Source organism: Seonamhaeicola sp. NFXS20, from assembly GCF_049132085.1.
Classification (GTDB): Bacteria; Bacteroidota; Bacteroidia; order Flavobacteriales; family Flavobacteriaceae; genus Seonamhaeicola.
This window is the reverse complement of sequence record NZ_JAFMPU010000002.1, coordinates 153,885-166,006: the sequence shown is the minus strand read 5'-3', so window position 1 is coordinate 166,006 and position 12,122 is coordinate 153,885. Positions and strand designations below refer to the sequence as shown.

Annotated in this window: 12 protein-coding genes; 10 read left to right on the top strand and 2 right to left on the bottom strand. The window is 29.3% G+C overall.

What is annotated here, in order from left to right; all coding sequences use genetic code 11:
• Positions 1 to 215: 215 nt before the first annotated feature.
• From J1D01_RS03920 to J1D01_RS03895, 6 genes are all read left to right on the top strand, one after another.
• Positions 216 to 782, top strand: a complete 567-nt coding sequence (locus J1D01_RS03920) for a DUF134 domain-containing protein (protein ID WP_421149909.1) — start codon at positions 216 to 218, stop codon at positions 780 to 782.
• A gap of 9 nt (positions 783 to 791) precedes the next feature.
• Entirely contained in the window at positions 792 to 1,238 is a 447-nt protein-coding gene (locus tag J1D01_RS03915) for an acyl-CoA thioesterase (protein ID WP_372937632.1), read from the top strand.
• A 33-nt stretch (positions 1,239 to 1,271) separates the two neighbouring features.
• Positions 1,272 to 3,341 (top strand): hypothetical protein, encoded by a 2,070-nt coding sequence (locus J1D01_RS03910; protein WP_421149908.1) that lies wholly within the window; start codon positions 1,272 to 1,274, stop codon positions 3,339 to 3,341.
• A gap of 122 nt (positions 3,342 to 3,463) precedes the next feature.
• Entirely contained in the window at positions 3,464 to 5,119 is a 1,656-nt protein-coding gene (locus J1D01_RS03905) for a tetratricopeptide repeat-containing sensor histidine kinase (protein ID WP_421149907.1), read from the top strand.
• Between the two features lie 2 nt (positions 5,120 to 5,121).
• Entirely contained in the window at positions 5,122 to 5,787 is a 666-nt protein-coding gene (locus J1D01_RS03900) for a response regulator (protein WP_372938628.1), read from the top strand.
• 247 nt (positions 5,788 to 6,034) lie between these two features.
• Entirely contained in the window at positions 6,035 to 6,493 is a 459-nt protein-coding gene (locus J1D01_RS03895) for a PEGA domain-containing protein (RefSeq protein ID WP_421149906.1), read from the top strand.
• 172 nt (positions 6,494 to 6,665) lie between these two features.
• Here J1D01_RS03895 and J1D01_RS03890 read toward each other — a convergent pair whose 3' ends face one another.
• Positions 6,666 to 7,178 carry a VOC family protein gene (locus J1D01_RS03890; protein WP_421149905.1) on the bottom strand — a complete coding sequence of 171 codons (513 nt, stop codon included), beginning with the start codon at positions 7,176 to 7,178 and terminating at the stop codon, positions 6,666 to 6,668.
• A 157-nt stretch (positions 7,179 to 7,335) separates the two neighbouring features.
• On the opposite strand from J1D01_RS03890, the gene J1D01_RS03885 reads away from it, so the two are divergent.
• Positions 7,336 to 7,611, top strand: coding sequence for a winged helix-turn-helix transcriptional regulator (locus J1D01_RS03885; protein WP_421150197.1), 276 nt, complete (start codon positions 7,336 to 7,338; stop codon positions 7,609 to 7,611).
• Between the two features lie 370 nt (positions 7,612 to 7,981).
• Here J1D01_RS03885 and J1D01_RS03880 read toward each other — a convergent pair whose 3' ends face one another.
• A complete protein-coding gene (locus tag J1D01_RS03880; protein ID WP_421149904.1) occupies positions 7,982 to 8,668 on the bottom strand; it encodes a hypothetical protein in 687 nt (228 codons plus the stop codon).
• 340 nt (positions 8,669 to 9,008) lie between these two features.
• Here J1D01_RS03880 and J1D01_RS03875 point away from each other — a divergent pair, with 340 nt between their 5' ends.
• The 3 genes from J1D01_RS03875 (at position 9,009) to J1D01_RS03865 (ending at position 12,120) form a co-directional block, all read left to right on the top strand.
• Entirely contained in the window at positions 9,009 to 9,173 is a 165-nt protein-coding gene (locus J1D01_RS03875) for a hypothetical protein (protein WP_421149903.1), read from the top strand.
• Positions 9,174 to 9,924: 751 nt separating this feature from the next.
• Positions 9,925 to 10,773: a hypothetical protein gene (locus J1D01_RS03870; protein WP_421149902.1), complete on the top strand. Its 849-nt coding sequence runs from the start codon at positions 9,925 to 9,927 to the stop codon at positions 10,771 to 10,773.
• 6 nt (positions 10,774 to 10,779) lie between these two features.
• The gene (locus J1D01_RS03865; protein ID WP_421149901.1) at positions 10,780 to 12,120 is read left to right on the top strand and encodes a hypothetical protein; all 1,341 of its coding nucleotides are present in this window, start codon (positions 10,780 to 10,782) and stop codon (positions 12,118 to 12,120) included.
• Positions 12,121 to 12,122: the final 2 nt, after the last annotated feature.

The window sequence follows — 12,122 nt, the reverse complement described above, 5'->3', positions numbered from 1 at the left end:
GTAGCTAAAATACAATAATTTAATGTAAATAGTCCGTGAAAAGCAAATATAATCGATTAAATGTAGTTTGATTTAATTATTTATAAGTAAAATAATACAAATATTACTTCTTTTGAACTCTATTTTAAATTTTATTAAAATACATCTTAAATAGTTTTATTATGAACGTAGGTTCATTATATTTGTAAAATCATTTTAAAAGTGAATTATAAATAATGCCAAGGCCAGAGAAAAGTAGAAAAATTCATCAGCCTCCTCTTATGAAAGGTTATAAGCCTTTCGGAATACCAATGTCTGAAATTGGAAAAATTAATTTAACTTTTGAAGAATATGAAAGTATTCGGTTGGTGCTTTACAATAATCTTCAGCAAGAGCAAGCTGCTGAAAAAATGAATATATCAAGACCTACCTTAACACGCATTTACAATAAAGCCCTAAAAAACATAGCCAAAGCATTTATAGAAGGAAAAGCTATAGAATTTAACGGAGGAAATTATAAACTAGATAAAATATGGTACAGGTGCAGGCAATGTTTTAATTTATTTGAAAACCCTATAAATAAAGAATTTTGCGGAGCCTGTAAAGATTACGGAGAAGATGGGTTAGATAATTTAAATAACAAAACAATGAAAGGTTTATATTCTAATGCAGAAAGAAAATTAGGAAAATGCAAAAAAGACGCAACAGCATTAAATGAACATCATCGCTGTGGCCATAAAAAAGCTCATAAGTGTAACTGCTCTAAGTCTAAACAAGACCATGATAACCAAACAGATTTATAGTAAATTAAAATGATAACCGATACTTATAAAATAAGACCCAGATACGGAGAAGTAGATCAAATGGGCTATGTGTATCATGCTAATTATGTTGCCTATTGCCACCAAGCACGTACAGAATTAATGAGAAAGTTAGGTGTAAATGATTGTGAGTTAGAGGCTAAAAATATTATGCTACCAGTAATTTCTTTTGAGATATTTTATAAGAAACCAGCATATTATGATGAACTCATTAGTATAAAAACCACAATAAAAGAGTTGCCTAAAGTTCGTTTTAATTTTGAGTTTGAAATTAAAAATGAACAAAACACAATATTATCAAAAGCCAAATCTACAGTAGTGTTTGTAAACAGTAAAACACGTTTACCAATTAATATTCCAGATTTTGTTGAAAACAAACTTAAAAACTATTTTAAAACCCCTTGCGAGAGAAAGTTAAAAGTAAAACTTTTGCGCTAACTTTAAATATTAAGAAAACTTATTATTCTAATTATGAGTAAAAATATACTTATTGAAGATCAATATAAAAGAACAAGTTTATTTGAAAAAGAGAATGTAAACTATTTGGTAAGAGTTTTAAAGCGGTTTAACACGGTACCCAAAATAAATAGTATAAACATAATAGCATCTAGCAAAGAGCCTAGTCTGTTTAAAATTATACCAGGAAAAGCCATAAAAATAGGCGAGTTGTTTTTAGAACAACCTGTTTTAGCATTAATTTATTTAAGGTATGGCATAGAATGGCAAATATGGTATAAAGCTTTAGGTAAAGATAAAAACAATAGTATTCTGTGTGATTTAGCAGCATTAAAAGTTACCCAAATATTCTATAATTTATTGCAAAAAAGAGATAAAGAAAAATTAAAAAATTGCAATTACTTTTTAATAAACATAATAAAGCATAATACAGATTTTAATGTAGACTTTTTATCTAAATACAATGAATTTCAATCTTTTCATGGCATAACTACTAAAAATAGAACAGTAAAAGATGATTGGCAATCTATTCTTGAAAATTTAGCAGTACCAACAGAATATCTTTTAATGTCTGGAGGCGATCTTAGATTAAATGTAGATGAAAATGAACTTTTAAATAAATATGGTTGTCGCCCTTTTCCTAGACCCGAAGCATTTACTTTTGCATCATCCACAGCTACAAGTATTTCTAATTTTGCTTATGATAGAACAGATAAAGCAAGAACCATTTTAATACAAAAAAGTTTAAAAAATGGATTTGAAAATTCATCTATTGAATTTACAGAACTACTAAAAAGCAATCTTAGAAGAGCACTTAAAATTAACGAAGAAACACAGATAATTTTCTCACCCTCAGGAACAGATTCTGCACTTCAAATAGCAGCAATAACCCAAATTGTTACAAAACAAGATATTACACATATTTTAGTAGCTTCAGATGAAACGGGTAGTGGAGTGCCTGCAGCATTAAAAGGGTGTCATTTTGAGAATACTACTGCTTTAAATTATCCAGTTAAAAAAGGAGATACCATTGAAGGCTTTAGAGAAGTTGATGTCATTAAAATTCCTTTAAAAGATGAGCATGGAGACCTAAAATTAGATGCTCAATTAGATGAAGAAGTTTTTACAGCGGTTACTAAAACTAATGCTTTAGGTAGGCATGCTGTATTGCATGTTATGGATCAATCAAAATTAGGATGTCAATCACCAACTACTACGTTGCTTGAAAATTTAAAAACCATAGATAACCTATCGCTTCAAGTTATTGTTGATGGGTCACAGCTTAGGTTAGACCCAAAAGATGTTCAAAATTACTTGAATAAAGGGTACATTGTAACTATAACAGGTAGTAAGTTTTTTACAGGTCCTCCGTATGCAGGAGCACTCATAATTCCTAAAAGTGTTAGTCAAGTTGTAGCGTCTGTAGAAAAGAAATTACCAGAAGGACTTAACAATTATTACAACAGTATTGATTGGCCACAACCTTGGTTTTGCTCTAAAGATTTATCAGACGGATTTAACTATGGCTCATACATGCGCTGGAATGCCGCTATTGTAGAAATGGATAGGTATTATAAAACACCTATTTTATACAGAAATTTAGGTATAGAAATGTTCTGCAATTTTGTAAAAGCTTCAATTAATGATGCGCCTTTTTTACAACCACTTTTTGGAAATGAATCTAAAATTAACATGTATAATAAGGAAGCATTTGGACTTAGAAATATAAGAACTATTTTCCCGTTTTTCATCTTAAAAAACAATGAAGCGCTTTCTTTAGAGCAGGTAAAAAAACTGTATGTATTGCTAAATTCAGATTTATCTAATGAATTTGAAGGAGCGCCCTTAGAAACTATTAGACTCGCAGCTCAAAAATGCCACATAGGTCAGGCAGTTAATGCAAAATATCATGATAGCCAAAGTGCTGTTTTAAGAATAAGTTTAGGTGCTAGAGTAATTTCAGAAAGTTGGGTGAATAGAGATATAAGCATTTATTTTAGAAATATTGAATCTCAAATGGATCAAGTTACTATAATAATTAAAAAAATAGAACTGCTTTTAAATACTCCAAGATTGTTTAATTAAAACTTTACTGTAATAGTGTAAATAGAGGCTATCAAAAAAATATTTAGTTTCCCTTTATTAGGTTGAGCCAATCAAAACTAAATATGGGTGCATAATTCTTCATTAGTTATTATTTTAGAGGAATGAAACAAGTATTAGTATCATGCCTCTTTTTTTGTGTTTTAAATTTAGGAGTTTACGCTAAAAATCAAGAGGTTAAACAACAGGTTGATAGTATAAGTTACTATTCAAATTTAGCTAATAACCCTAAAAACAATGAAAGTTTAGTAAAGTCTTATGTCTTTTTTAAGAATGAGTTTATAAAAAATATAGGTTTAAAAGATACCTTATCAGTAATAAATAATCTTAGACAATTAGCTATCATTCAATTTAGTTTGGGAGATTATTACGGTAGTGAAACTAACAACGTACATGCACTAGAATTTTTAGAAAAGATTAATGATGAAAACTTTTCATCAGAAAGTAAAGTAGGTATATACAATCAATTAGGTAGAATATATCATAATTTATTAGAATATGATGAAGCCATAAAATATTATAAAAAAGCATTAAAATATACCAAAAATCAAAACTATATTAATATTATAAGAAATAATATAGGACTCATTTATATAGATAAGTTAGAGTACAAAAAAGCAGAAGCTGCGTTTTTAAGTATTTACCAAAATAGCCTACCACTTAATGATAAAAACCAAACAGCAAGAGCATTAAACAATTTAGGGTTTACGCAATTAAAACTTAAAAAACCAGAAGCCTTAAACAACTTAAAAAAAGCACTAGAATTAAGATTGAAAATTAAAGATTCAATTGGGCTTTATTCAAGCTATAAAAACCTTTCAATATTTTACAATGAAATTGGTGATATTAAAAAAGCTAGGTTATACGCAAAAAAAGCTTATGAAATAGCTAAAACTTTAAATAGCCCTTCATTTTTAGAGAATGCGCTTTCTTCTTTAATTTCCTTAAACCCAAATCCAATAGTTTTAGAATATCAAAAACTAAAAGATAGTTTAGATAAAGCAAAGCAAATAGCAGAAAACAAATATGCTTTAATAAAATTTAATTATAACAAGCAAGAGAAAATAGCTAATGAAAACAAGATTAAACAAGAACAAGAACGCGCAGATAAAATAATGTATCAAGCTTTAGGGGGCTTAATTTTTATATCATCAATTTTTACTTTTTTAATAATACAAGCAAGACATAAAAAAGACAAAATTAAAATTGTATATAATACAGAGTCTCGTATATCTAAAAAAGTGCATGATGAGTTAGCTAATGATATATATCAGGTTATGACCAAACTTCAAAGCAACTCCAATATAAGAGAAGATATGCTAGATGATTTAGAGCTTATCTATACTAAAACCAGAGATATTTCAAAAGCCAATAGCTCTATTAATGTTAGTTATAATTTTGAAGATCTACTCAAAGATCTATTTGTAAGTTATAATACCCAAACAGTAAACGTTATCACAAAAGGTATAGGCACTATTGATTGGAGAGCTTTGGACGATATTAAAAAAATCACCCTTTATAGGGTTCTGCAAGAGCTTTTGGTAAACATGAAAAAACATAGCCTTAGCACAAGTGTTGTTATATCCTTTAAGAAGATCAATAAAAAAATTAGTATTTCTTATGCCGATAACGGAAAAGGATGTGTTATTAAAAAAGGCTCTGGGTTGCAGAATATGGAAAACCGTATAAATTCAATAAATGGAACTATTATTTTTGAATCTGAAACTAATAAAGGCTTTAAGTCAAAAATAACCATTTAGCTATGTTTAAAAAAGTATTAGTGGTTGATGACCACGACGTTGTAAACGAAGGCGTATTAAGAGTGCTTAAATCTAATAACATAAATAATGTAGTAAAAGCACAATACTGTGATGAAGCTTTTTTAAAAATTAAAAATGCAGCATTAAATAACCAGCCATTTGATTTGTTAATTTCCGATTTGTCTTTTAAAGAAGACTATAAAGAAAATAAATTAAAAAGCGGAGAAGATTTGGTTGCTGCTATTAAACCAGAGTACCCTAATCTCGCAGTAATCATATACTCTATGGAAGAACGCTTGCAAAAAGTACGTACTTTAATTAATACAAGCGGCGTAAACGCTTATGTGTGTAAAGGTAGAAAAGGCGCTTTTGAACTTTCTATAGCCCTTACTCAGGTTGCTAAAAATAAATTATACCTATCTCCGCAAGTTCAAAATGCATTAAACAAAAAAAACGATTTAGAAATTGATGACTATGATATAGAATTAATTAAAAACCTCTCATTAGGGCTATCTCAAGTAGAAATCAGTACCCTATTTAAAACTCAAAATATAGCACCATCTAGTTTAAGTTCTATAGAAAAGCGTATTAATAAACTAAAAGATATCTTTAAGGCCAATAACACCATACATTTGGTAAGCATTGTAAAAGATTTAGGACTTATTTAAAAAAAGCATATCCGGATACGGAAACCCGTAAAGTTTTATCTAATTAAAATCATAATATTGTCTTGCTATTAATAATTCTCTATCATAATATTTGATTAGGATTTCCACGCCCCTTAACCGGGGCGTGTTTTTTATTAATTAATTATGAGAACTACACTATTATTAAATTCTAATACGGAAATCCGTAAGGCAATACATATAGCTATTATTACATTTATACCTGATAAATTATTAAATATTATTATAAATGAAAAAAGCTATTTTACTTTTCACATCAGCGTTATTTTTTTCAAGTTGCGCGTCAATTTTCACAGGTTCAAAGAGAAATGTTTTATTCGAGTCAAATCCATCTGGAGCAAAGGTTTATGTAAATGGATTTGAAAAAGGAATTACACCAACTCAAATTAAAGTCAAGGCAGACGACCGGATTGATTTTAGAATAGATAATTATAAAGAAAGAGTTGTGGTAATGGACAGTAAGTTTAATTTAGTATCTATTTTAAATGGGTTTTCTATAATTGGCTGGGGTGTAGATGCTCTAACAGGTTCGTTAAAAAGAGTTGATACTAAATATGTGAAAGTAGATTTAGAAGAAAAAGAAAAATCTGTAGCGGTTGAAAATTATTTAAAAAACGGTACTATAAAAAAAGTTGACATTAAAACAGATGATAAACTTATTGAAACTGTAATCGTATTAAATAATTAAAAACAGTTATTTTTTTAACAAACCCTTACAATTCAATGTAAGGGTTTGTTTATTAATTTTAATTAGATAGACAATATAGTATCAGAAAATGTTACTTATCAGACTAGAAGTATTAAATATGGTGCTGTTTAGTCTATTTTCCATATACTCAACTCTTTATTGCCAATTGATTTTATTTTGAATAAGCACCTGAAGAATATGTCAATTCATAACTATGTGTATAGATTTCAAATACAATACCAAAGGGGTCTTCAACATAGCACATTTTGAATGGTTTGTCATTAGGATAGTATGCTCTTATAGGCATTCTTTGTTTTCCGCCATAAGACAATATTTTTTCAATAAGTTCTTCAATATTAGGGTCTTGAACACAAAAATGAAATAGGCCAGTATTGAAAGGATTAAATTCAGGAGCTTCTTTAATTCCATTTGGGAAGGAAAATAATTCAACTCCAATACCATCTGAAGTTGCCAAATGAGCAATTTCAAATTCCGTCCAATTGTCTCCAAAAACGTCAATACACATTTTACCAATAGCAGTTTCCTTTTCCTTTTTTACTTTTGAAGGCTCCATAATGATGTACCATCCCATGACTTCCGAATAGAATTTTACGGCTTCTTTTAAATTTGGAACTGTTATTCCTATATGCGAAAATGATTTTGGATAATTTTTATTAGTTGTCATAAGTTATATTTTAGATTGTAAAATTAACCTATATTTGTCTAATAGACAATAACTTACTAAAAAGTAGTATAGTTACTTTAAAGAGTAAAATATTGAAAATCAATAATATAAATTTCATATTTTGAATAAAGAAAATAATTGCCCTTTGAATTACACAATGAATTTAATAGGAACTAAATGGAAACCTTTAATCTTATTTCATTTATTAGAAGGTGGTTTACGTTCAGGTGTATTACAAAAGAAAGTCCCGGGGATTTCAAATAAAATGTTTACGCAAACAGTAAGAGATTTAGAAAAAGATGGTCTTATTACTAGAAAAGTTTTTCCTGTAGTTCCTCCTAGAGTTGAATACAGTTTAACAAATAGAGGAAAATCTCTTGAAGAAATTTTAAGAAGTTTAGATAAATGGGGGGCTGAAGATTGTGAAAATTAATTTAACAGGCTCTATTTCAAACTTATTGGTAACGTTTTTAAATGTGGTTTATGGCATTCAGTGAGTTAATTTATATGGGAAAGTAGTAAGTATAAAAAACGGTTTAGAGTGAACTAAACCGTTGATTTTGGGTGATTTTCCTGTTGTAGCGAGATCGAGATTTGAACTCGAGACCTCCGGGTTATGAATTATAAAAAGGGTAGTTATTAGCCTTATTTTATGTAGTTTACAGAGGTCTGTGTTGAAAATCGTGTTCCAAAACGTGTTCGGTTTTGTGTTCACTTTTGTTAGTAAAAAAATTAATTTAAATATAAGAGATTTTATTTAATCTCTAAAAAAAAATCATTCTTTTAAAATTGTATTAGTTTCATTAATAAGTATCACAAATATACTTTCGTATTATATAGGTAGTAATGGCTTTTAGGGTTTTTCCAGTTTGTGGATGTTTACCAAGTCCGGTAAAATATTCGTAGGTGCCATCAGAATTTTTGCCATACCAAATAAGAGTTTCTTTTTGCTCATTGAAGAACCGTGTTTCACAATTTGGCTCAATCTTTTTAAAGTTGTCAATTCTGTCTGCGTTATATATTTTTAGTTGAGAAAGTGTGTGTTTTTCGGTGTCAAATTCAACTTCTACATATTCTGTATCTTGCCATACCATCCACCTTTGTTTATTAAAAGAGGTAATGAAATAAGCTAACAAAATAACAATGGAAGCTATTATTAAGCTGGCTTTGTTTCTTTTAAAAAAATTAAAAAAAACATTTTGATTTTGAGAATTATATTTTGATGAATTATGACTTAAAAAATCTTCATAATTCTCGTAACCCAAATAATCACACAAATTTATTATATGTCGTGAATTAATGTTTATGTCGTTTTCTCCAACTGATATAGCTTCTTTATATAAATTTCTTAATGTTTTTCCACTAATTTGATAATGTAATTCATCCAACATAACTGCTGAAATATGCTCAGAACAATTTGTTATACTCGTTTTTCCTGGTATATCTTTTTGTGCCTTTTCAAAGGCTTTAATAACTACATCTTTGTGCATTAAGGTTGGTTTAAGAGATATAAATCTACAAAAAATCTCTAGGAAAATTACAGGAAACAATTTTCCTAATTACTTCCTTTAAACTTCCGGCCTTAATAGCTTATTCTTTCTTCATTTGTCATCGAATTATGAATCTTTAAAAAAGGTTACAATTCATTAATGAAGTAGAGAAGTAAAGCAGCTATGTTTTTCGGGAAGTAATCATGGCTCTTTACTTCAACGCTTCATACTTCCCATAAGAGAGACGTCTCTTCTGTTTAAATCATGTGTTGTCATAAAACACAATTGTTGCTAAAAAGCGACAGGCAACACTATTGTCAAATTTTAAAAATTAAATAAGATGAATAAAATATCTTTAATACTGTTTATGGTTTTTCTTAATATAGTCTTGTTTTCTTGTACTCCAGAAGTAAATCAAGTTGATGGGGTAGTTTCTGATGGGGAGGAAGCGTGTTGTGGTAATGGAGGAAATATTCCTCCTCCGCCTCCAAATACAGGTGGATAATTCACCATTGGCTATTAATTTAGAGGAATGAAACTATTGTTTAGTATCATTCCTCATTTTTGTGTTTTAAAATATGGAGTTCACGCCAAAAACCAACTATTTACAATAAACAATCTTATGCAATTATTCATCATTTAAATTAGTTTTGGTGATTGTGATGGAAGTTAGACAAATAATGTTCGTGCATTTAGAGCTTTCAAAAAAGTTAACAGTTAAAACTCTTTGTTAGGTCTATTTCTCAAGATTAAATCAGTACGCTATTTAAAATCAATAAAACCATACATTTGGTAGCTATCTTAAAAGATTAAGATTTAGGGCTTCTTTAAAAATATTCTAAATACGGAAAGCCGTAAAATTTTACCTAGTTAAAAACGTAATATTGCTATGTAATTTATAATTCTCTATTATAAATAATAATTAGAATTTTTACGCATTTTATCAAGTCGTTTTATTTTATCAAAAGAGAATTTCATACCGCTTTAAATGCGTAGTTATATTGATTTATCATTTTTTTACAATTAATAAACATGAAAAAAAGTATTATTATCCTGATGAATTAGTTATTTTCTTTAGCAAGATTAATTATAAAATTTCCTCTTACAAATTTTAAATCTTAAAAGGTATTATGCTTTTCAATTATAGATTAAGGAAGAGGATGCAATATGACTATAACTCTTGATTAGAGTAAAAAAAAGGAATCATAATGTTTTTTTAAAATAATAATATTTGAATCTAACTTAAATAAATAAATATGAGTAATTCAAAACAATGGAGTTCTGCTACTCCTGGCTATATCATCTTCTTGGTAGACCAATCTGGTTCTATGCAAGAAAATTATCCCGAACAAGGCGATAAAGCATCATTTGCTTCATTAGTAATTAATAGAACTATCAATTCACTAATCCTTGCAAATATGGATGGTGAAACGGTAAAGGACAGGGTTTTTATCTCAATAATTGGCTATGGAGGTAGTAGAGCCCTAGCAGTTGATGACATAAGATCTGAATATTTAAGCACATTTGCTGATAAACCTTTAAAATTGGAAAAGATTAAGAAGAAAGTCTCGGATGGTGGAGGTGGATTGGTAGAAATCGAAGAGGAACTGCCTATATTCATAGAACCAGTAGCAAACGGTTTAACTCCAATGGCGGATGCACTTTCTTTTGCCAAAGAGCTAATTCAAGGTTGGTTACAGAAAAAACCAGACAATCCTGCACCTATCATTATCAACATATCAGACGGACTGCCATATACTGGTGATACTGTTGAATCGGAGATAAAAAAATCGATTACTATAGCTAATGATATAATGTCAATTACTTCAGATGATGGAAATCCTTTAGTATATAATGCACATATAGGAGATTCTGGAACAGAACATAAGTTCCCATCTACAAAAACTGAGCTTGCCGATGAACAAGCTAAATTTCTTTATGAAATATCTAGCTCAGTGCCTGATTCTCATAATCTTTCTGCAAAGAAAAAAGGAATAGAAATAAAAGATAACGCAAAGGGATTTGTTTCAAACGCTAGGCCTGAAGCATTTATAGAATTTATTGAGTTCGGTTCTATGAGTGGTATGGATGCCACGGGAAATTAATTTAGTATGAAGATTACAATTAAAGGATTCATCTCCCCAAAAGAGGCAGAATCGTTTTATGATTGTGCGGATAGATATGCAATCAATCAAGAGCTTAACAAATTTGCTATTTCAGACGGTGTATCAAAATCCTTTTTTCCAAAAGTTTGGGCAGAATCTTTAGTTGAAAATTGGGTTGAAAAAGAGTGGGAGTCTGATGAGTGCTATATAGAATATTGCCAACGAGACTGGCTACAGAAAGTAACCGAAATCGTAAATAAACCTGAAACAAAATGGTTTACAAGAAATGCTTTCAATAGAAAAGAAGCAGGACTTGCAACTTTTGTTGGATTGCAGTTTTATGAAAAATCAAAAAAATGGTATTGGAAAGCAAATGCTTTAGGTGATAGCTTTTTGTTTTTTGTTCCTTCAAATTTGAAAGATTTTCAGACTGATGTGATAAAATTGTCTTCAAAATCAGAACCAATTGAATTCGATAATTTCCCTGATTATGTTTCAAGTAGAAGTACTATAAAGCACAAGGGAATACCTAAAAAAACTGAATCAGAGCCACTTATTGCTGGTACTTTTTTTTTAATGACAGATGCGCTGGCTGAATGGTTCATAAATGAGCAAAAAAATGCAATTCATAAAACAGAGGTTTGGCAAAGCCAATTAGACTTTGAAAGATTTATTGCGGAGGAAAGATTAAGCAAACTTGGAAATGATGACTCAGCTATTTTAATCATAAAAGTTGAAGACAATAAGAAAGATAATATTACCTACAAACTAGAAAGTGTTTCTGATATTAATGACCTTATTGACAAACAACGAGTAGAGTTAGAAGAAATCGCTAATCAGAAAAAACAGGAAGAACAAGAAATAGAAGCTTCTTCAAAAGAGGTTACAGAAAATGAAACTTCGGAAGAAGAAATCAAAGAAGAAAGTTCTGAAAATGGTGAAAAACCTGATAAAAACCTGATTCAAAAGTGTGTTGAAACGGGCAAAAAAGGTATTGAAACAATTTCAAACATGGTTAAAGGGAAAAAAGAAGCCGTTTCTGAGATAGATAACTCAAAAGAACAGCTTGAAAAAGCTGATAATGAAACCGCTCCTGAAGTTAATGATGTAACCAACACTAACGAAGAATCAGTAAAAGATGAAAATAAAGAAGTAAGTGTAAACCAATTAGTACCAAGTGAAAACAAAAAAACATCACAAAATGATGAAAATGAAACTAAGCCTGATAATTCTACAATAGAGAACCAAACAAAAGTGTCTGAAGAAAAAGTGATTGATAACAAATCAACTGATTCAAAAAACCAAACTCAAAAAAAAGACTCCAAAAATATAACTGATAAATTTTAGCT